Origin of the sequence: Streptomyces curacoi, assembly GCF_001513975.1 — a bacterium.
GTDB classification, from domain to species: Bacteria; Actinomycetota; Actinomycetes; order Streptomycetales; family Streptomycetaceae; genus Streptomyces; species Streptomyces curacoi.
Genome location: NZ_KQ947984.1, coordinates 1,155,995 through 1,176,440 on the forward strand (window position 1 = coordinate 1,155,995; position 20,446 = coordinate 1,176,440).

General features: G+C 71.2%; 14 protein-coding genes and 1 pseudogene. 8 read left to right on the top strand and 7 right to left on the bottom strand.

What is annotated here, in order from left to right:
• Positions 1 to 71: 71 nt before the first annotated feature.
• From AQI70_RS05080 to AQI70_RS05090, 3 genes are read left to right on the top strand one after another with little or no spacing between them, the layout of a single operon-like run.
• The gene (locus AQI70_RS05080; protein ID WP_062144642.1) at positions 72 to 1,496 is read left to right on the top strand and encodes an FGGY-family carbohydrate kinase; all 1,425 of its coding nucleotides are present in this window, start codon (positions 72 to 74) and stop codon (positions 1,494 to 1,496) included.
• A gap of 40 nt (positions 1,497 to 1,536) precedes the next feature.
• On the top strand, positions 1,537 to 2,589 hold the full coding sequence (locus tag AQI70_RS05085; RefSeq protein WP_062144645.1) for a glycerophosphodiester phosphodiesterase family protein: 1,053 nt from the start codon (positions 1,537 to 1,539) through the stop codon (positions 2,587 to 2,589).
• Positions 2,589 to 2,819 (top strand): hypothetical protein, encoded by a 231-nt coding sequence (locus AQI70_RS05090; RefSeq protein WP_062144649.1) that lies wholly within the window; start codon positions 2,589 to 2,591, stop codon positions 2,817 to 2,819. Before AQI70_RS05085 ends, AQI70_RS05090 begins: the two co-directional genes overlap by 1 nt.
• A gap of 3 nt (positions 2,820 to 2,822) precedes the next feature.
• Here AQI70_RS05090 and AQI70_RS05095 read toward each other — a convergent pair whose 3' ends face one another.
• Positions 2,823 to 3,485, bottom strand: coding sequence for a mycothiol-dependent nitroreductase Rv2466c family protein (locus AQI70_RS05095; RefSeq protein WP_062144652.1), 663 nt, complete (start codon positions 3,483 to 3,485; stop codon positions 2,823 to 2,825).
• Between the two features lie 135 nt (positions 3,486 to 3,620).
• On the opposite strand from AQI70_RS05095, the gene pepN (AQI70_RS05100) reads away from it, so the two are divergent.
• The gene (pepN, locus tag AQI70_RS05100) at positions 3,621 to 6,209 is read left to right on the top strand and encodes an aminopeptidase N (protein WP_062144655.1); all 2,589 of its coding nucleotides are present in this window, start codon (positions 3,621 to 3,623) and stop codon (positions 6,207 to 6,209) included.
• A gap of 223 nt (positions 6,210 to 6,432) precedes the next feature.
• Positions 6,433 to 7,491, top strand: coding sequence for a hypothetical protein (locus tag AQI70_RS05105; protein WP_062144658.1), 1,059 nt, complete (start codon positions 6,433 to 6,435; stop codon positions 7,489 to 7,491).
• A gap of 92 nt (positions 7,492 to 7,583) precedes the next feature.
• On the opposite strand, the gene AQI70_RS05110 is transcribed toward AQI70_RS05105, so the two are convergent.
• From AQI70_RS05110 to AQI70_RS05120, 3 genes are all read right to left on the bottom strand, one after another.
• A complete protein-coding gene (locus tag AQI70_RS05110; RefSeq protein WP_062144660.1) occupies positions 7,584 to 8,726 on the bottom strand; it encodes a serine hydrolase domain-containing protein in 1,143 nt (380 codons plus the stop codon).
• Between the two features lie 92 nt (positions 8,727 to 8,818).
• Positions 8,819 to 10,609, bottom strand: coding sequence for a TIGR03767 family metallophosphoesterase (locus AQI70_RS05115; protein WP_062144661.1), 1,791 nt, complete (start codon positions 10,607 to 10,609; stop codon positions 8,819 to 8,821).
• Between the two features lie 232 nt (positions 10,610 to 10,841).
• Positions 10,842 to 11,300, bottom strand: coding sequence for an NUDIX hydrolase (locus AQI70_RS05120; RefSeq protein ID WP_079051142.1), 459 nt, complete (start codon positions 11,298 to 11,300; stop codon positions 10,842 to 10,844).
• A gap of 195 nt (positions 11,301 to 11,495) precedes the next feature.
• On the opposite strand from AQI70_RS05120, the gene AQI70_RS05125 reads away from it, so the two are divergent.
• Entirely contained in the window at positions 11,496 to 14,783 is a 3,288-nt protein-coding gene (locus AQI70_RS05125) for a S8 family serine peptidase (protein ID WP_062144663.1), read from the top strand.
• Between the two features lie 51 nt (positions 14,784 to 14,834).
• Here the strand turns inward: AQI70_RS05125 and AQI70_RS05130 are convergent, their stop codons facing one another.
• Both AQI70_RS05130 and AQI70_RS05135 read right to left on the bottom strand, forming a co-directional pair.
• Positions 14,835 to 15,581 carry a hypothetical protein gene (locus AQI70_RS05130; RefSeq protein WP_062144664.1) on the bottom strand — a complete coding sequence of 249 codons (747 nt, stop codon included), beginning with the start codon at positions 15,579 to 15,581 and terminating at the stop codon, positions 14,835 to 14,837.
• Between the two features lies 1 nt (position 15,582).
• Positions 15,583 to 16,131: an RNA polymerase sigma factor gene (locus AQI70_RS05135; RefSeq protein WP_208607282.1), complete on the bottom strand. Its 549-nt coding sequence runs from the start codon at positions 16,129 to 16,131 to the stop codon at positions 15,583 to 15,585.
• Between the two features lie 341 nt (positions 16,132 to 16,472).
• Between AQI70_RS05135 and AQI70_RS05140 the strand changes: the two genes are divergently transcribed.
• Together AQI70_RS05140 and AQI70_RS39510 are read left to right on the top strand one after the other, a co-directional pair.
• The gene (locus tag AQI70_RS05140) at positions 16,473 to 17,489 is read left to right on the top strand and encodes an aspartate-semialdehyde dehydrogenase (protein ID WP_062144666.1); all 1,017 of its coding nucleotides are present in this window, start codon (positions 16,473 to 16,475) and stop codon (positions 17,487 to 17,489) included.
• Between the two features lie 149 nt (positions 17,490 to 17,638).
• A pseudogene (locus tag AQI70_RS39510) lies at positions 17,639 to 17,746 on the top strand (aspartate-semialdehyde dehydrogenase); the annotation flags it as partial.
• Between the two features lie 69 nt (positions 17,747 to 17,815).
• On the opposite strand, the gene pepN (AQI70_RS05145) reads toward AQI70_RS39510, so the two are convergent.
• Complete coding sequence (gene pepN, locus AQI70_RS05145; protein ID WP_062144668.1) at positions 17,816 to 20,395, bottom strand: aminopeptidase N; 2,580 nt, start codon at positions 20,393 to 20,395, stop codon at positions 17,816 to 17,818.
• Between the last annotated feature and the right edge of the window lie 51 nt (positions 20,396 to 20,446).

The window sequence follows — 20,446 nt, forward strand, 5'->3', positions numbered from 1 at the left end:
CGGCCGCGAAAGGGCCGCAGGGGCGCGCCGGCACGTCTCAGCCGACCGAGCACCAAGCATGAGGAGCCGTCATGTACGTCGGGATCGATGTGGGCACGTCCATGGTGAAAGCCGCCGCGTTCGACGACACGGGCCGTGAACTGGCCGTCGCTTCCCGACCGGTGGGCCTCACCCTGCACGGCGGCGTCGTGGAGCAGGACATGGAGGAGGTGTACGGCGCGGTGGTCGCCGTACTGCGCGAGATCACCGAACGCGCCCCCGAACCGGTCGAGCTCGCCGGCCTCACCGGCCAGGGCGACGGCGTGTGGCTGGTCGACGCGGAGGGGCGTCCGGTCCGTCCCGCCGCCTCCTGGATGGACGGCCGGGCCCACGAGCTCGTCGACCGCTGGCTGGCGGACGGCACCTTCGAGACGGTGTTCCGGCGCACCGGCAGCGCGATGTTCCCGGGCTGCCCGGGCCCGCTCCTCGCCTGGCTGGACAGCCACGAGCCGAAGGCACTGGACGCCGCGAAAGCCGCCTTGTACTGCAAGGACATGGTGTTCCAGCGGCTGACGGGAGCCGGTCCGACGACGGACGTGTCGGACGCGTCGATGCCGTTCCTGGACCCGCGTACACGCACCTACGACAACCGGGTCGTCGAGCTGCTGGGCCTGACCCACCGCCGCGGCCTCCTCGCCCCCGTCAGCGACCCGGTCGCGACGGCGCGGACGCGCGGCGAGGGCCTGCCGTCCGGCACCCCGCTCGCGAACGGCCCGTACGACCTGCCTGCCTGCGCGCTGGGCGCGGGGGTGACGTCTCCCGGGGACGGTCTCCTGATCGTCGGCACCTGTCTGGCCAGCCTGGTCGCGACGACCGAACTCGACCTGACCGGCGAGCCGGCCGGCCTGTACATCAGCACCGACCGTCCCGGGCACTGGCTGCGCGCGATGCCGGCGATGGTCGGTACGGCGGCGCTGGACTGGGTGCTGTCGACGACGGGCGTCCGTCACGAGGAGGTCGACGGGCTGCTGGCCGAGACGCCGCCGGGGGCGAACGGCGTACGCGTGCTGCCGTACTTCGCGCCTTCCGGTGAACGGGCCCCCTTCGTCGAACCCCGCCTGCGCGCCGAACTCACCGGCGTCTCCCTGGAGTCCACCCCCGCCGACCTGATCCGGGCGACCTGCGAGGGCATCGGTTACGCGGCCCGGCACTGCCTTCAGGCGGCGGGGCTGTCCGGCACGCTGGCTGTCTGCGGGGGCGGCACCCGCAGCCCCGCCTGGATGCGGCTGCTCGCCGACGTCCTCGGACGGCCGCTGAGGGTCGTGGAGGGCGAGGTGGGCGCGCGGGGCGCGGTGCTGGCGGCGGCCGAGCGGTACGGGGTGGCGCTGGACGCGGAGGCGTGGACGCGGCCGACGGGGGTCGTCGAGCCGGACGGTGGGCGTGCGGCGTACTACGCGAAGGGCTTCGAGGAACACCTGTCCCGCCTGACGGAGGCGCGCGGCCGGGCCCGCGGCTGAGCGGCCGTAGCCGAATCACCCTGCGACGAAAGGGAGTCTCATGCAACCGAGCCGTAGATCCCTGCTGCTCGCGGCCGCCGGCACCACGGCGGCCGCTGCCGTACCGGAGACGGCCACCGCCGCCTCCCGCCCCCCGCGACCGCTCGTCATCGGCCACCGCGGTGCGGCCGGCTGGCGTCCGGAGCACACGGCGGCCTCGTACACGTACGCCGTGCAGACCGGCGCCGACTGGATCGAACCGGACCTGGTGCCGACGAAGGACCATGTCCTCGTCGTCCGGCACGAGAACGAGATCTCGCAGACGACGGACGTGGCCGCCCGCCCGGAGTTCGCCGGCCGCCGGACGACGAAGACGGTGGACGGCCGGTCGGTGACCGGCTGGTTCACCGAGGACTTCACGCTGGCGGAGCTGAAGACGCTGCGGGCGGTGGAGCGGCTGCCGCTGGTGCGCAACCGCAACACCGTCTTCGACGGCCGCGAGGAGGTGCTCACCTTCCAGGAGGTGGTGGACCTGGCGCGGCGCCTGTCGCGGGCGCACGGCCGGACGATCGCCGTCTTCCCGGAGACCAAGCATCCGACGTACTTCCGTTCGCTCGGCCTGCCCCTGGAGCCGGGGCTGGCGGCCGCGATACGGCGCAACCGGCTCGGCCCGCGCGAGTGCGTCGTGCAGTCCTTCGAGCCGACGAGCCTGAAGCGGATCGCGGCCGAGCGGCTGGGGGTGCCGCTGTGGCAGGCGCTGGGGACCACCGGTGGGCCGTACGACCTGGTGTCGTCCGGTGATCCGACGACGTACCGGGACATGATGACCCCGGCGGGGCTGGCGCGGATCGCCGAGTACGCGGACTGGATCGGGCCGGACAAGTCGTCGGTCGCCGGCACGTCCCTCGTCGGGGACGCGCATGCGGCGGGGCTGCGGATCGGGCCGTACACCTTCCGGGCGGAGAACCAGTTCCTGCCGGCGCACTTCCGGCGCGGTACCGGAGCCAACGATTTCGGGGACGCGTTCGCGGAGTACGCGTTGTACTACGGACTGGGAGTCGACGCGGTGGTGACCGACTTCCCGGATCTGGCGGTGATGGCGAGGAGGGGCTGATGAGAACACGCAAACTGGACTGCCCGACCTGCGGCACCATGCAGGTCTTCCGGTTCCTCGACGACGAGGAGAAGGCCGCGGTGCGGGAGAGGGAAGGGCCGCGTTTCTTCGTGGGCAACCTGTGGCGGTGCACCGCCAAGGGCTGCCTGACGTACTACCCCCAGTTCAACAAGGCCGGCTACGGCCTCCTCCCCGAGAGGTTCCGTGCGGAGGAGGCCGCCGGGGAGTGACTCCTACAGGTTGCTGAAGTCCGGGCCCTTGGTCCGGGTCCGCTTGATCTCGTAGAAGCCGGGGACGGAGGCCACGGCGAGGGTGCCGTCCCACAGCTTCGCGGCGTCCTCGCCCTTGGGGGCCGGGGTGACGACCGGGCCGAAGAAGGCGATCTGCTCGCCGTCGGCGCCGGGGAGCGCGATGACCGGCGTGCCGACCTCCTGGCCGACCTTCTCGATGCCCTCCTTGTGGGAGGCGCGCAGTTCGGCGTCGAACTCGAAGTCCTGCTGGTCGGCGTAGTCGATGAGGTCGGCGGGCAGGCCGACGTCGGCGAGGGCTCCCGCGATGGCCTCGGTGGTCGGGCCCTCGCCGTTGTTGTGGAAGCGGGTGCCGAGCGCGGTGTAGAGGGGGCCGAGGACGTCGGCGCCGTGCTTCTGCCAGGCGGCGGTCACCACGCGTACCGGCTTCCACGCGTGCGTGGCGCGCATCTCGCGGTACTCCTCGGGCAGTTCATCCAGTTTGTCCTCGTTCAGCACGGCCAGGCTCATGATGTGCCAGCGGACCTCGATGTCCCGGACCTTCTCCACTTCCAGCACCCACCGGGACGTCATCCAGGCCCAGGGGCAGAGCGGGTCGAACCAGAAGTCGACGGGAGTCTTCTCGGAGGGGGTCGTGCTCTCGGACATGGCGCTCCTCGGAAACGGTGTTTGAAGCGGCAACATCAACGGTCCGCGCGTCATTCCCTCCTGTCCGCCGTCAGGGGCGCATGGCAGGATCAGTGCTGTCCGCATACTGAACACCACCCCCAGGGAGTGCCACTCGTGCCCGGTGAGAATCTGTCCCGCGACGAGGCCCGGGAGCGGGCCGCCCTGCTGTCCGTCGACGGGTACGACGTGTCCCTCGACGTGCGTTCCGCCATCGGCGACCCGGACGCCGAGAGCAAGGCGCCGCGCACCTTCCGCTCGGTCACCACGATCCGCTTCCGCTGCGCCGAACCCGGCGCCACCAGCTTCGCGGACCTGATCGCGCCGAGTGTGACGGCCGTCTCCCTCAACGGCAGGGACCTGGACCCCAGCGAGGTCTTCGACGGCTCGCGGATCACCCTGGAGGACCTCGCCGCCGACAACGAACTCGTCGTCGACGCCCAGTGCGCCTACTCCCGCACCGGCGAGGGCCTGCACCGCTTCGTCGACCCCGAGGACGGCGAGGTCTACCTCTACACGCAGTACGAGCCGGCCGACTCCCGCCGGGTCTTCGCGGGCTTCGAGCAGCCGGACCTCAAGGCGCCGTTCCGCTTCGAGGTGCGGGCGCCCGAAGGCTGGACGGTGTGGGGCAACGGGGCCGGTGAACTCGCCGACGGAGTGTGGCGGTTCGCCGAGACCAAGCCGATCTCGACGTACATCACGTGCGTCGTGGCGGGCCCGTACCACTACGTCACGGACTCCTACTCGCGCACCTTCGCCGACGGCACGACGCTGGATATCCCCCTCGGCGCCATGTGCCGCAAGGGCCTCGCCCCCTACTTCGACGCCGACGACGTCTTCCTGGTCACCAAGCAGGGCCTGGACTTCTTCCACGACCACTTCGACTACCCGTACCCCTTCGGGAAGTACGACCAGGCGTTCGTGCCCGAGTACAACCTCGGCGCGATGGAGAACCCGGGTCTGGTCACCTTCCGGGAGGAGTTCATCTTCCGCGGCAAGGTGACGCGGGCGTCGTACGAGGGCCGGGCCAACGTCGTCCTGCACGAGATGGCACACATGTGGTTCGGCGACCTGGTCACCATGGAGTGGTGGGACGACCTGTGGCTGAAGGAGTCCTTCGCCGACTTCATGGGCGCGTTCTCGCTGGTCGGCGCGACCCGCTTCAAGGACGGCTGGATCACCTTCGCCAACCGCCGCAAGGCGTGGGCGTACCGCGCGGACCAGCTGCCCTCCACGCACCCGATCACGGCGGACATCCGTGACCTCCAGGACGCGAAGCTGAACTTCGACGGCATCACGTACGCCAAGGGCGCCTCCGTCCTGAAGCAGCTGGTGGCCTACGTCGGCCAGGACGCCTTCCTGGAGGGCGCGCGGCGCTACTTCAAGCGGCACGCGTACGGCAACACACGCCTGGGCGATCTGCTGTCGGTGCTGGAGGAGACCAGCGGCCGGGACATGGGCGCCTGGGCGCGGGCGTGGCTGCAGACGGCCGGCGTCAACGCGCTGACTCCGCAGGTGCTGCTGGACGCCGAGGGCCGGATCGAGGAGCTGGCCGTGCTCCAGGAGGCCGCCGAGTCCCACCCCGAGCTGCGCCCGCACCGGGTGGCGGTGGGCCTGTACCGGCGGAACGCGGACGGGGCGCTGGAGCGGTACACGCGGGCCGAGGTGGACGTCGACGGTCCGCGGACGGTCGTGGCGGAGCTGGCCGGGGCCGAGGCGCCGGAGCTGGTGCTGGTCAACGACGACGACCTGACGTACTGCAAGACCCGCTTCGACGAGACGTCCCTGGCGACGCTGCGGGAGCACCTGGGAGCGCTGACCGACCCGCTGGCCCGTGCCCTGTGCTGGTCGGCGCTGTGGAACATGACGCGGGACGCGCTGCTGCCGGCGCGGGACTTCGTGGCTCTGGTGCTGCGGTTCGCGGGGCGCGAGTCCGACATCGGGGTGCTGCAGATGCTGCACGCGTGGGCGGACTCGTCGCTGGTCCACTATGTGGCGCCGCAGTGGCGGCCGACCGGCGAACGCATGCTCGCCGAGGGCGCGCTGCGGGAGCTGCGGGCCGCGGAGCCGGGCGGCGAGCAGCAGCTGGCGTGGGCGCGGTTCTTCGCGTCGGTGGCGTCGCGGCCGGAGGACCTGGCGCTGCTGCGGGGGCTGCTGGAGGGCACGGAGAAGATCGAGGGCCTGGACGTCGACCAGGAGCTGCGCTGGGCGTTCCTGACCCCGCTGGCGGCCCACGGCGTCGCCGACGAGTCGGTGCTGGCCGCCGAACTGGCCCGGGACGACACGGCGTCCGGCAAGCGCCATCAGGTGCGCTGCCTCGCCGCGCGGCCGTCGGCGGCGGTGAAGGCGCAGGCGTGGGCGCAGGTCGTCGAGTCCGACGCGCTGTCCAACGCCCTCGTCGAGGCGACGATCGTGGGCTTCGCGCGGCCGTCGCAGCGGGAGCTGCTCGCGCCGTACGCAGAGAAGTACTTCGCGGCCATCGAGCGGGTGTGGGCCGAGCGGTCCATCCAGATCGGCATGGACGTGGTGCGGGGCCTGTTCCCGGCGTTGCAGCAGTCGCAGGCCACGCTGGACGCGACGGACGCGTGGCTGGCGGCCCACGAGGACGCGGCGCCGGCGCTGCGGCGGCTGGTGCTGGAGGCGCGGGACGATCTGGCGCGGGGGCTGCGGGGGCAGGCGTGTGACGCGGCGGCAGCTGACGCGTAGGAGCACCGGAGTACCACCTTTGGCCAACGATCACGGCCCTCCGTGACCGTTACGGAATTCAGGCAATCACAGCCGTAACCCCTGGCCCAACCCGATTGGACCAGGGGTTTTTCCGGCCTACTCGGCATCCGAACACCCGTCCTTTAGTAATGGGTTGTCCGTATTTGTCGACGGGCCTGTAACAGCGGTTAAAGAGCCGATCGGACGCGGGAACCTCCGGGTCATGAACCACAACGCCCCGCTCCCCCCGCTCTCCCCCCGCCCCCTGCGCCACCTCTCCGACGTGCACCGCCGCGTCATGACCGCCGCGCAGCTGAAGTCGCACGGGGTTCCGCCCGCCGAGATGAACGAGCAGTGCCGCCCCGGCGGCCCCTGGCAGCAGATCCTCCCCGGCGTCCTCGTGCTCCACCCCGGCCCGCCGACCAGCGAGGAGCGCCTGCACGCGGTGCTGATGTACGCGGCGCGGGAGCGCACTCCGGGAGTGCCGTCCCAGCCGAACGCGGGCGAGGGACACGCCCCCGCCTACGCCGAGGCGGTGATCACCGGCCTCGCGGCACTGACCCTGCACGGCTTCTCGGCCACGCCGCCACTGACCGCGCTGGACACCATCGACGTCCTGGTCCCCCGTATGCGCCGGCTGCGCTCCACGGGCTGCGCGCGCATCGTGCGCACCCCCGCGCTGCCCACTCCCGAGCAGGTCACGGGCCTGCCCGTGGCCCCGGTCCCGCGCGCCCTGGCCGACGCCGTGGCCGAGCTGACGGACGCGGGCGCCGTGCGCCGGCTGCTGACCGAGGCCGTGCGCGGCGGCCACTGCGAACCGGCGTCGGTGGTACGGGAGTTGAACCGGGCGAAGCTGCTGAGCCGCCCGCACGTGGTGGACGCGGTGGACTCCCTGCTCGCCGAGGGCCGCGCGATCGCGGAGGACCGCCTGTACGAGATGGTCCACGACTACGGCCTGCCCGACCCCGTCTGGAACGTCGACCTGCGTCTGCCGGGCGGCCCCCACCTCGGCGGCCTGGACGCCTACTGGCCGGAGCAGGCCGTGGCGGTGGAGCTGGACACGCGCGCGCCCCGCCAAGGGCATCGGCAGGACGACGACGCCCTGTGGTCGGAGTACGCCCGCAAGCGCGAGCACCTGGAGCGCCTCGGCATCACGGTCGTCCACCTCACCCCGAAGAAGCTCCGGGACGCGATGGAGCAGCAGGCGGCGGTGGTCCGTACGGCGCTGATGGCGGCGGCGGACCGTGATCCGGCCGCCTATGTCGTGGTGCTGCCCCGGTAGTGACGGACCGGGAGGGCAGCATCAGGAGGGGAGAGGAGGGGCCGCCGGGCACTGGGCCGGGTGGCCCCTCCTCGCGTTCGCCGGCCGGTTCCTCACCGGCCCTTGCCGCAGAATTCGGCCTCGATCACCGCGTCGCTGTCGCCCGACCAGTCCCCGTTGAAGTTGAACGCCAGGGCGTGGCGCCCGTCCACCGTCGTCACCGCGTCCGTGTTCGAGCCGTGGATGCCTCCGTCATGGCCCCAGACCTCGACACCGCAGCTGAGCTTGCGTTCGACGAGGCCCAGGCCGTAGCGGTTCGTGCCCCTGGCCCTGACCGTCGTCTTCATCTCCTTCAGCTGCTCGGGCGGGAGCAGCCTGCCGCGCAGCAGGGCCGTGTAGAAGCGGTTCAGGTCGGCCGAGCTGGAGATCATGTCGCCCGAGCCGAAGGCCAGCCGGGGGTTCAGTTCGGTGACGTCGTACGTCGGGCCCGTCGCCGTCCGGGCGAGCTTGGAGTAGGCGCGGCTGCTGGGCCGGGGGAGGGTGACCCGGGTGCCGGGGACCGATGTGGCCGTCAGGTGGAGGGGGGCGATGACGCGGTGGCGGATCTCGTCGGCGTAACTGTTGCCGGTGGCCTTCTCTATCACCCGGCCGGCCAGCGCGTAGTTCGTGTTGGAGTACCGCCAGGAGGTGCCCGGCGCGAAGTACGGCTCATGGGTCATGGCGATGGCGATGAAGTGCTCGGGTTCCTTCTGGTCGAAGCGGTGCTCGAAGAAGCCCTCCGCGGCCATGTACATCTGCTGGAAGGCCGGGTCCGCCAGATAGTCGTAGATGCCGCTGGTGTGGTTCAGCAGCTGGCGCAGGGTGATCCGGCTGCCGTCGTGGCCGTTGCCCCGGACCACTCCCGGCAGCCACTTCTCCACCGTGTCGTCCAGCGACAGCTTTCCCTCCGCCTCCAGTTGGAGCATCACGGTCGCCACGAAGGTCTTGGTGATGCTCGCGACCCGGTAGCGGTCGTGCGGCGAGCGCGGCTTCCCTGTCTCCAGGTCGCCCACGCCCGCGGTCGCCGTCCAGCCCCGCCGGCCGTCCTTGACCGTCGCCGTCACACCGGGAACGCCGTCCGCGACGGCTGCCTCCAGGGCCCGGCGGGTGGCCTCGTGGCCGTCCCCTCTGCCGGGCGACGCCGCGGCCGCCGGTCCCGCCAGAGCCGCCGACAGCACCACGGCCGTCACCGCCGTCATCGTCGTGCGCACAGTCATGACTACCCCCAGTCTCGCGCTCTGCTCGTTCGAGGGGACTGACCGGGGGCGCGAGACGAAGGTTGAGGAGCCGTGCGGCAGTTGGGCGGCTTTCAGCCCTTCTTCAGCACCAGCTCCGTGTTGCGGTCCCTGCGCTCCCCCGCCAGCGTCGTGCGCGCGCCCGGCGCGTTGAAGGACAGCTCGCGGTAGAGGGCGGCCAGGCCCGTCTGGGAGAGGTCCGTGAAGTCCGTGCGGTGCGGGGCCGAGGACTCGATCAGGGTGGTGAACAGGGAGAGCGTGCCGTCCTTGTTGTCCACGACCTCGATGATCCGGGCGAGTTGGGGGAAGTCGACGTGGGAGGCGGTGGAGATCTCCCAGAAGGAGCGGCCGTCGGGGGCGGAGTGCGGGGTGATGACGTTCTTGTGGATGTGGCCGTTCACCCAGGCGAGGACGTTGCGGTGACTGGTGAGCAGCTCCACCACCTCGGCGCCGCCCACCCGCCGCTCGTTCGGGCGGGCCGGGTCGCGGCGGAGGTTGTCCATCGTCTCGCTGGTGTGATGGCTGAAGATGATCGCGTACGAGTCCCTGTGCTCCCGCAGCGTCCGGTCCAGCCACTTGAACTGGGCCGCGCCGATGGACCCTTCGTAGTGGCCGCCGGGGTCGGTGGTGTCGAGGCTGATGCCGATGACGTCGTCGGCGATGCGGAAGCTGTAGTACTGGGTGCCTGCGTCCAGGTTGGCCGTCGAGTAGCCGTGCCCGACCGGGCCGAGGCCCCGGAAGGCCGGGTCGAGGTGGGCCCGCAGGTAGTCCCCGGGCGTGAACGGGGCCCGGCTCTCGTCGGGCGTGACCGAGCGCATCGAGCGGGCGTGCGCCTTGAGGAAGTCCTTGAAGACGGTGCCCCGCGGGTCCTTGTCCCGCTTCAGCGAGTCCTGGAGCTTCTTGGCGTCCGCCGCCGAGACGTTCATCAGCTTCTTGCCGCCGACGGCGAGGTCGGTGAGGTAGGAGTCGCTGTGCGAGGCGTAGGCGCCGAGCGGCATGGCGTCGTGGTTGCCGACCGTCGAGTACCAGGGGATGTTCAGGCCGGGGCTGCGCAGTTCCCGGATCGCGGCGGCCAGGAAGCCCTCGATGTGCGGGAAGCCGAGCTGCTTGTCGGCGTCGCGGACGCTGTCGTCGGCCTGCCAGTACAGCTTCAGGCCGCTGTTCTGGACGCCCTCGTAGTGCCGCGGGTCACCGGTGTTCGGGGTGACGCGGCCGCCGCTCATCACCGTCAGGAACCACTCCAGCTCGGACCCGCAGTTGTTGTCCGTGTTGTCGCCGGTGGTCATGGCGAAGTGCAGCGGGGCGCCGGTGACGGGGGCGCCCCGCAGCGCGTTGATCCGCTCGACCAGCGCCACCGCGCCCGGCACGGTCAGCGCCTCCTGCGGCCTCCAGGCGTGTACGTCCGTCGCGCGCAGGTACTCCAGCCGGAGCGGGTGCTGGGCGTCGATCAGATGCAGGTCGGTGAGCTGGACGAAGGCGGCGAGCGCGGTACGGCGCTTCTCGCGCCCCGACTTGGCGGCGGCCAGGTTCTCGCGGACGACGCGCCGCCAGCCGGGTCCGTGACCGAGCCGGCGGTAGCCGGAGGTGCCGCGCGGGGTGGCGACCGAGGTGAGGGTGGTCCCGCGGGTGTAGGGCGCGAGCGCGGCCGGGAGCTTGCGGGAGGCGCCGACGGGCACCTCGGCGGCGGCGCTGCCCGTGCCGCTGCCCGGCGGGCGCACGGTGCCCGTGGCCGTGGCGGCCTGACTGTCGGTGGGCCGCAGGGCGTAGCCGACGCCCGCGGAGAGGGCCACCGCTCCGGTGGCGGCGAGCAGGGTACGGCGGTGGACCCCCAGCGCGGAGCTGGCGACAGAGCGTATGCGCGACATGGCGCGATCTCCCCGAGTGCGAACGCGTCGGCAGTGGTCGCGAGCGTCCGCCGGTCGCGAACGTCCCGCTCACCGTGGATCGTTGGCACCCGGGGTGACCTGCGCATGAACATGACCGCAACGCGCAACGCCGATCACCATACGTGGATCTTGGACTACCTTGCGCGTTCACGGCCGCTCGTCGAACGGCCGGGGCCCGGTCACTCCGTGTTCATCTTCCGGGGTAGTGAAGCTATCTCCCGGCGGCCGGGATCCGCCCCGCGGCCGGCCTCTCGCGCCACAGCGACAGCCCCTTGTCGACCATCGACACCCTGGTCAGGCCGGTGACGTCGGCGAGCGCGTGCCAGGCGGCCATGTCCGTGGAGCCGTCGGCCTCGTGGCGAAGGTCGCCGCCGGTGATCCGGACCTCGTAGACGAGCCGCACGCCGTGATGGTCGACGGTCCGGCCGAAGCGGCCCGGGAAGCGGTGGCGGGAGGAGTCGACACCGAGCAGGCCGGTGGGTTCGACGAGGTAGCCGGTCTCCTCCTCCACCTCGCGCACGACCGTGTCGTAGGGGTCCTCGCCGTGCTCCATGCCGCCGCCCGGCAGCACCCACTCGAAGCCGCCGCGAGGCGCCGGGGAACGGGCGAGGAGGACTTGTCCGTCACGTACGCATATGACGTAGGCCGCCACCCTCAACTTCTTCCGCATGTAGGGACATTATCGCCAACAGCCGACTTACCCCTCTTTGTTACCCATCTCCCCAAAGTCCCTCGGGGGTTTTCCCCATCCGTCTATTTCGATTCGGTCAACTCTTCCCAAACATCCTTCCCTTGCATAAAGCTGTGCGGTCGTCCGGGATCACATACCGGACGACCCATGCTCCTTTACCAACAAGGGATGCCGATGACCCTCACCCCCCAGCGCGAGCCGCAGCCGGGCGCGAGACGCGCGGCCCGCATAGCCGTGGCCGCCGGCCTCGTCGCCGCGCTCTCCGCGGCCGGGCCGATACCCATGGCCGTCGCCGCGGACCCCGCGCCCGCCGCGGCGGACCCGAGCGTCAAGTCCGCGCACGACAAGCTCGGTTCGGACGACGCCGATCTGCTCGCCGAGGCCAAGGCCGACGGCGCCAAGAACGTCACGATGATGGTCGCGACCGCGCCCGGGCAGACCGAGAAGGTCTCCGAGCAGCTGGACGCGGTCGGCTCTGTGGGCCGTACCTACGACAAGCTCGGCTACGTCCGGGCCACCGTCCCCACCGGCAAGGCCGACTCGGCCATCGCCGCCGCGACGAAGCTCTCCTCGGTGCACGGCATCGACCTGCGCGAGGAGATACCTCTGGACGACCCCGCCGTCGACACGAAGAAGTCGACGGCCGCCGCCACCTCGTACTCCGCGCCGGACAAGAACACCCCGGCCGAGAACCCGTACAACCCCTCCTTCGAGACGGGCGCCGTCGACTTCGTCGAGGACCACCCGAAGGCGGACGGCCGCGGCATCACCATCGGCATCCTCGACAGCGGTGTGGACCTCGGCCACCCCGCGCTGCAGAAGACCACGACCGGCGAGCGCAAGATCGTCGACTGGGTCACCGCCACCGACCCGATAGTCGACAGCGACCGCACCTGGCGCCCGATGGTGACCTCCGTCTCCGGGCCCACCTTCACCTACGGCGGCAGGACCTGGACCGCGCCGGCCGGCTCCTACCAGGTCAGCACCTTCCTGGAGTCGTACACCACCGGCGGCGACGCGGCGGGCGACGCCAACCGCGACGGCGACAAGACCGACTCGTGGGGCGTGCTGTACGACGCGGCGGCCGGCACGGTCCGCGTGGACCTCAACAACAACAACGACTTCGGTGACGACACCCCGATGAAGCCGTACAAGGACGGCTTCCAGATCGGGTACTTCGGCACCGACAACCCGTCCACCGATGTCGCCGAGCGGCAGCCGTTCGTCGTGCAGATCCGCAAGGACGTGCCGATGGACCCGCTGGGCGGGACCTGGGTCGGCCAGAAGCGCGACTTCGTCAACATCGGCGTCATCGAGTCCGAGCACGGCACGCACGTCGCCGGCATCACCGCCGCGAACGGCCTGTTCGGCGGCGAGATGAACGGCGCGGCGCCGGGCGCCAAGCTCGTCTCCTCCCGTGCCTGCACCTGGACCGGCGGCTGCACCAACGTCGCGCTCACCGAGGGCATGATCGACCTCGTCGTCAACCGCGGCGTCGACATCGTCAACATGTCCATCGGCGGTCTCCCGGCGCTGAACGACGGCAACAACGCCCGCTCGGAGCTGTACACCCGCCTGATCGACACCTACGGCGTCCAGCTCGTCATCTCCGCCGGCAACTCCGGCCCCGGCGCCAACACCATCGGCGACCCGGCCCTGTCCAACAAGGTCATCTCGGTCGGCGCGACCATCTCCAAGGCGACGTGGGCCGCCAACTACGGCTCCGTCGTGGAGAAGAAGTACGCGATGATGCCGTTCTCCTCGCGCGGCCCGCGTGAGGACGGCGGCTTCACCCCGACCCTGGTCGCCCCGGGTGCCGCGATCAACACGATCCAGACCTGGCTGCCGGGCGCCCCGGTCGCCGAGGCGGGCTACTCCCTCCCGGCCGGCTACGGCATGCTCCAGGGCACCTCGATGGCCTCCCCGCAGGCGGCGGGCGCGTCCGCGCTGCTGCTGAGCGCCGCCAAGCACAAGGGCATCGCCCTCACCCCGGCGAAGCTGCGCACCGCGCTGACCTCGACCGCCGACCACATCAAGGGTGTCCAGGCGTACGAGGAGGGTGCCGGCCTCATCAACATCGAGGATGCCTGGGACTCGATCCGTGACGGCGCCACCGCCCACGAGTACACGGTGAAGGCCCCGGTCGACACCGCGATCGACCAGTTCCTGAAGACGCCGGGCTACGGCACGGGCGTCTACGACCGCGAGGGCGGCCTCAAGGCCGGGCAGAAGAAGACGTACGACGTCACCATCACGCGTACGTCCGGCGCGGACAAGGCGATCCGGCACGAGCTGCACTTCGAGAACAACGCCGGTGACACCTTCCGGATCGTCGGCTCCGACGAGATCAGCCTCGGCCTGAACAAGCCGGTCACCGTCCAGGTCGCCGCCAAGCCGTCCTCGGCCGGCATCAAGAGCGCGATCCTGGAGGTCGACGACCCGCGCACCGAGGGCATCGACAAGCAGGTCCTCAACACGGTCGTGGTCGCCGCGCCGCTCAAGTACACGTACTCGGCGTCCGGTTCGGTGCAGCGCAACAGCACCAAGCACTACTTCGTGACCGTCCCCGAGGGCGCCAAGTCGCTGGAGGTGGCGATCGGCGGGCTGAAGGACAAGAGCCAGACCCGGTTCATCGCCATCCACCCGTACGGCGTCCCGTCCGACCCGACCGGCACGCCGAACTGCTACAACAACTACCTCGGCGGCAACGGCTGCAAGCCGGACGTGCGTGCGTACGCCGACCCGCAGCCCGGCGTCTGGGAGATCGAGGTCGAGTCGCGCCGTACGTCGCCGCTGCTCGACAACCCGTACACCCTCGACGTCACCGTTCTGGGCGCGGCCTTCGACCCGGAGACCGTGACCGTCCCCGAGGCCAAGGTCGGCACCCCGGCCGCCGCCTCCTGGAAGGTGACCAACAACTACGCCGCCATCGACGGCAAGCTGGCCGGCGGCCCGCTCGGCTCATCGAAGACGGCGCGTCCGACCATCGCCGAGGGCGCCACCCAGACCACCACGGTCGAGGTACCCGAGGGCGCCACGTCGCTCGACGTCACCATCGGCAACGTCTCCGACGCCGCCGCGGACCTCGACCTGGTCGTCTACGACGCGGCCGGCACCGAGGTCGGCAGCTCCGCCGACGGTGACTCCGAGGAGTCGGTCAAGGTCGCGAACCCGGCCGCCGGGACGTACCGCATCGAGGTCATCGGCTACTCGGTGCCGGGCGGCTCGACGGCGTACGACTACCTGGACGTGTTCTACTCCGCCTCGCTCGGCACCGTCACGGTCGACGGGTCGGCGCCGGTGAAGCTGGGCACGGGTGACTCGGCCACGGTCACCGGCAGCGTCACCGCGAAGGCCGCCGCTCCGGAGGGCCGCGAGTTCTTCGGTCAGGTCCGCCTGGTGAACGCGCGCGGCACGGTCGCGGGCCTGGGCAACGTGAAGATCGAGAAGGTCACGCCGTAATCCGTGGTACGGCAGTGGGGGGCGGGCGTCCGTACGGGCGCCCGCCCCTCGTCATGCGCAGGTGAGTTTCCGTGCCTCGGGCAGCGCGGCGGTGATCCAGTCCCGTTCAGGGGCGATGTCCTGCTCGCCGACGGCCCAGAAGTCCGGTCCGGCGGCCCGCCGGGGAATGCCGACCAGGATGTGTTCGCCCTTGCCGACGGCGGCCTCCTCCATCAGGAAGGTCACCTCGTCCTCGCTCTTCTCCGGCTGGTAGGAGCGGGTCACCCGCAGCGTGATCCGCTCCTGTCCCGTCCCGGGAACCGGCAGCACGGCGGTGACGTCGCCCTCGGCGATCAGGCGGGCGCAGGCCAGGTAGCGGGGGCTGCCGAAGCCGGCTTCGGCCTGCTTGGAGCTCGCCTGGTCGGCGCTGCCTCGCGAGGACAGGCCGGCGTCCCCGGCCTGGGAGAGCAGCCAGCCCAGGCCGGCCACCACGGAGGCGACGGCGGCCACCGCGAGGGTGCCGAAGGCGAGGCTGAACCCACGCCGCCGGACGCGGGAGGGAGGGTCTCGTACGGGAACGGGTTCGGGCTCGGGAGCCGGGGCCGGGGCCGGGGCCGGTGGCTCGCCGAGTGCCCGCCCGACGATCTCCAGCTGCTCCCGCAGCAGCGTCACATCGGCGACGGCAGCGCGGTGCTCGTTCATGAAGGCGGCATCCGCGCGGGCCTCGTCCGGCAGCGGTTCGCCGGTGATCGCAGCCATCAGCGCGTCGGCGCCGGTACGGCCGTCACGGCCGTCACGGCCTTCGTGCTCGGCGGTCATCTCACACCACCTCGTCCTCGTGCAGGCGGGCGCGCAGGGCCCGTACCGCCGTGTGCAGCCTGCTCTTGACCGTGCCCTCCGGGATACCGAGCTCCTCGGCGATCCCGCGCACCGGCAGGTCGGCGTAGAAGCGCAGGACGAGGACCTGGCGCTGGGCGTCGGGCAGCTCGTCCAGGCCCCGGGCCACGGCGAGGGAGAGCAGGCTGGTGTCCTCGCCGGAGGGGTGTTCGAGCTGGCGCAGGGAGGCGAGCCGCTCCCCGAGCCGCTCCTGGCGCTTCTTGGCCCGGTGCCAGTCCATGGCGAGGTTGGAGGCGACGACCGCCGCCCACGCCGACACGTCCCGCGGCGCCTCGCGTCCGCTCGCGGCCCGCTCCAGCAGCCGCAGGCGGACCTGCTGCACCCCGTCCAGCAGGTCCGCCTGCGGCACCCCGCCCAGCGCGAGCACCGCGCGCACCCGGCGCTCCTGGGCCGCGTCCAGCGGATCGTCCAGCACGTCCTGGACGGCGCCGCCCCCCTGGCCGCGGCGGGCCTTTCTGCGCAGCACAGCCACCCCTCCCCTCGCCGTGTTGTCACTGTGACGCCGGGACGGGCCGAAACGTTCGGCGGAAGTCCCGGAGATTTCCCGGGACGGGACAGAGGCGTACGTCACACCGCCGCGTAGCCCAGTGGCGGGCGGGCAGGCGAGCTTGCGGCGCGGGGCGGCCGTAGGGCGAATTTCTGCAGCTCAGACCGGGTGGGAGCCGCAGAACCGCAACCGGGGCCCGGGCCCTGCGCGTCCCGGCCTTTGAGCATCCCGGTCAAACAATTGGACAGGCGGGCCGAGAGTCACCGCATGATGGAAACGCCTCGGCCATGCAGCAGACACAGACAAGCCACGTAGAAGGAGTCGCCGTGAGGGTCGGAATCGTCGGAGCCACCGGTCAGGTCGGCACGGTCATGCGCAGGATCCTCGCGGAGCGTGACTTCCCGCTCACCGAGCTGCGCCTGTTCGCCTCGGCCCGCTCGGCGGGGACGGTCCTGGACGGCGTGACCGTGGAGGACGCGGCCACGGCCGACTACACCGGCCTGGACATCGTGCTGTTCTCCGCGGGCGGCTCGACCTCCAAGGCCCTGGCCCCCAAGGTCGCCTCCCAGGGCGCCGTGGTGATCGACAACTCCTCGGCCTGGCGCCGCGACCCCGAGGTCCCGCTGGTCGTCTCCGAGGTGAACCCGCACGCGATCGCCGACCGCCCCAAGGGCATCATCGCCAACCCGAACTGCACGACGATGGCCGCGATGCCGGTGCTGAAGCCGCTGCACGCCGAGGCGGGCCTGGAGGCCCTGGTCGTCGCCACCTACCAGGCGGTGTCGGGCTCGGGTCTGGCCGGCGTCGACGAGCTGTTCGAGCAGATCAAGAAGGTCGGCGACGAGGCGCCCAAGCTGACCCACGACGGCTCGGCGGCGGAGTTCCCCGCGCCGAACAAGTACGTCGCCCCGATCGCGTACAACGTCCTGCCGATGGCCGGCTCGATCGTCGACGACGGTCTGAACGAGACCGACGAGGAGCAGAAGCTCCGCCACGAGTCCCGCAAGATCCTGGAGATCCCCGGGCTGAAGGTCTCCGGCACCTGCGTGCGCGTCCCGGTCTTCTCCGGCCACTCCCTCCAGGTCAACGCCCGCTTCGCCCGCCCGATCAGCGTGGAGCGCGCCAAGGAGCTGCTGGCCGGCGCCCCCGGCGTGGCCCTCACCGACGTCCCGACCCCGCTGCAGGCGGCCGGCCAGGACCCGTCGTACGTCGGCCGCATCCGCACCGACGAGACGGTCGAGCACGGCCTCGCCCTGTTCCTCTCCAACGACAACCTCCGCAAGGGCGCGGCGCTGAACGCCGTCCAGATCGCGGAGCTGGTGGCAGCCGAGCTCAAGGGCTGACGCCCCCACACACCCCGAGGGGGCGGCCACCAACAGTCGGTGGCCGCCCCCTCGTCGCCGCACGGCCCGCTACGGCCGGCCGGCCGCCGCATCCGCCGCCTGCGCCTTCAACGCCCGCTCCACGCCCGCCCGGGACTCGGAGACGAGGCATCGAGCGCGGCCTCGCCCTGTTCCTCTCCAACGACAACCTCCGCAAGGGCGCGGCGCTGAACGCCGTGCAGATCGCGGAGCTGGTGGCAGCCGAGCTCAAGGGCTGACGCCCCCACACACCCCGAGGGGGCGGCCACCAGCAGTCGGTGGCCGCCCCCTCGTCGCCGCACGGCCGACTACGGCTGATCGGCCGCCGCATCCGCCGCCTGCGCCTTCAGCGCCCGCTCCACGCCCGCCCGGGACTCGGAGATCAGGCGTCGCAGGGCCGCGTTCGGCTCCGCCGAGGACAGCCAGGCGTCCGTCTTGCGCAGGGTCTCCTCGGAGACCTGGATCGTCGGGTACAGGCCGATCGCGATCTGCTGGGCGATCTCGTGCGAGCGGGAGTCCCAGATGCCCTTGACGACCTCGAAGAACCTGTCCGTGTAGGGCGCCAGAAGGTCGCGCTGGTCGGTCTGGACGAAGCCGCCGATGACCGCCTCCTGGACGGCGTTCGGGAGCTTGTCGGAGTCGATCACCGACGACCAGGCCTCGGCCTTGGCCTCGGGCGTCGGGCGGGCGGCGCGGGCCGTGGCGGCGTGGCGCTCGCCGGCCGCCGTCTTGTCCCGCTCGTACTCGCCGGCGATCTCCGCCTCGTCGAACCGGCCCACGGCCGCGAGCCGCTGCACGAACGCCCAGCGCAGCTCCGTGTCCACGACCAGGCCCTCGATCGTCTGCGTACCGTCCAGCAGGGCCTCCAGCAGGTCCAGCTGCTCGGGGGTGCGGGCCGTCGCCGCGAACGCCCGCGCCCACGCCAGCTGGTGGTCGCTGCCCGCCTCCGCGGCGCGCAGGTGGGCCAGCGTGGCGTCCGTCCAGCGGGCCAGCAGGGCCTCGCGGGCGGCCGGGTCGGCGTACAGCTCGATCGCCAGCTTCACCTGGCGCTGCAGCGACTGCACGACGCCGATGTCGGACTCCTTGCCGATGCCCGACAGGACGAGGGAGAGGTAGTCGCGGGTCGCGAGCTCCGCGTCCCGGGTCATGTCCCACGCCGACGCCCAGCACAGCGCGCGCGGAAGCGACCACTCGAAGTCGCCCAGGTGCTGCGTCACGAAGGCGAGGGACTGCTCGTCGAGGCGGACCTTGGCGTACGACAGGTCGTCGTCGTTGAGCAGGACCACGGCCGGGCGGCGCTTGCCCACCAGCTGCGGCACGGCGGTCAGTTCGCCGTCGACGTCCAGTTCGACGCGCTCGGCGCGCACCAGCTTGCCGGTCGTGTCGTCGAGGTCGTACAGACCGACCGCGATGCGGTGCGGGCGCAGCGTCGGCTCGCCCTTGGCGCCGGCCGGGAGCTCCGGGGCCTCCTGGCGGATCGCGAAGGACGTGACGACACCCTCGGCGTCCGTCTCGATCTCCGGGCGCAGGATGTTGATGCCCGCCGTCTCCAGCCATGCCTTCGACCAGGTCTTCAGGTCGCGCCCGGAGGTCTCCTCCAGGGCGCCGAGCAGGTCGGACAGGCGCGTGTTGCCGTAGGCGTGCCGCTTGAAGTACGCCTGCACACCGCGGAAGAACTCGTCCATGCCGACGTACGCCACGAGCTGCTTCAGGACGGAGGCGCCCTTGGCGTACGTGATGCCGTCGAAGTTGACCAGGACGTCGTCCAGATCACGGATCTCGGCCATGATCGGGTGCGTGGACGGCAGCTGGTCCTGGCGGTACGCCCACGTCTTCATGGAGTTGGCGAACGTGGTCCAGGAGTGCGGCCAGCGCGACCCCGGCGCATGGGCCTGGCAGGCGATGGAGGTGTACGTGGCGAACGACTCGTTCAGCCACAGGTCGTTCCACCACTCCATGGTGACCAGGTCGCCGAACCACATGTGGGCCAGCTCGTGCAGGATGGTCTCCGCGCGGACCTCGTACGCCGCGTCCGTCACCTTCGAACGGAACACGTACTGGTCGCGGATGGTCACCGCGCCCGCGTTCTCCATCGCGCCCGCGTTGAACTCCGGCACGAACAGCTGGTCGTACTTCTGGAACGGGTACGCGTAGTCGAACTTCTCCTGGAACCAGTCGAAGCCCTGCCGGGTCACCTCGAAGATCGCGTCCGAGTCGAGGTACTCGGCCAGCGAGGGGCGGCAGTAGATGCCGAGCGGGACGGACTGGCCGTCCTTCTCGTAGACGCTGTGCACGGAGTGGTACGGGCCGACGATGAGCGCGGTGACGTACGTCGAGATGCGCGGCGTCGGCTCGAAGGACCAGACGTTGTCCTTGGGCTCCGGCGTGGGCGAGTTGGAGATGACCGTCCAGCCCTCCGGCGCCTTCACGGTGAACTGGAAGGTCGCCTTCAGGTCGGGCTGCTCGAAGGACGCGAAGACGCGGCGGGCGTCCGGGACCTCGAACTGGGTGTAGAGGTAGGCCTGCTGGTCGACCGGGTCGACGAAGCGGTGCAGGCCCTCGCCGGTGTTGGTGTACGCGCAGTCGGCGACGACCCGCAGGATGTTGCGGCCCGCCAGCAGGCCCGGCAGGGCGATCCGGGAGTCCTTGAAGACCTCGCCCGGGTCGAGCGAGTCGCCGTTGAGGGTCACCTCGTGGACGGTCGGTGCCACGAGGTCGATGAAGGAGTCGGCCCCGTTCTCCGCGACGTCGAAGCGCACCGTGGTCACGGACCGGTAGGTACCGCCCTCCTGCGCGCCGGAGAGGTCGAGATCGATCTCGTACGAGTCAACGGTGAGCAGCTTCGCCCGCTGCTGAGCCTCTTCGCGGGTCAGGTTTGTGCCAGGCACGCGGTCATCTCCTCGATATGTGTGGGTTGCGCCATCCTTCCATGGGTCCCG

Coding starts and splice junctions, on each gene's coding strand:
- AQI70_RS05090 (WP_062144649.1), top strand. CDS start 2,589: ATGAGAACACGCAAACTGGACTGCCCGACCTGCGGCACCATGCAGGTC.
- AQI70_RS05130 (WP_062144664.1), bottom strand. CDS start 15,581: ATGACCGCCGAGCACGAAGGCCGTGACGGCCGTGACGGCCGTACCGGC.
- AQI70_RS05085 (WP_062144645.1), top strand. CDS start 1,537: ATGCAACCGAGCCGTAGATCCCTGCTGCTCGCGGCCGCCGGCACCACG.
- AQI70_RS05095 (WP_062144652.1), bottom strand. CDS start 3,485: ATGTCCGAGAGCACGACCCCCTCCGAGAAGACTCCCGTCGACTTCTGG.
- AQI70_RS05105 (WP_062144658.1), top strand. CDS start 6,433: ATGAACCACAACGCCCCGCTCCCCCCGCTCTCCCCCCGCCCCCTGCGC.
- AQI70_RS05125 (WP_062144663.1), top strand. CDS start 11,496: ATGACCCTCACCCCCCAGCGCGAGCCGCAGCCGGGCGCGAGACGCGCG.
- AQI70_RS05120 (WP_079051142.1), bottom strand. CDS start 11,300: ATGCGGAAGAAGTTGAGGGTGGCGGCCTACGTCATATGCGTACGTGAC.
- AQI70_RS05080 (WP_062144642.1), top strand. CDS start 72: ATGTACGTCGGGATCGATGTGGGCACGTCCATGGTGAAAGCCGCCGCG.
- AQI70_RS05110 (WP_062144660.1), bottom strand. CDS start 8,726: ATGACTGTGCGCACGACGATGACGGCGGTGACGGCCGTGGTGCTGTCG.
- AQI70_RS05115 (WP_062144661.1), bottom strand. CDS start 10,609: ATGTCGCGCATACGCTCTGTCGCCAGCTCCGCGCTGGGGGTCCACCGC.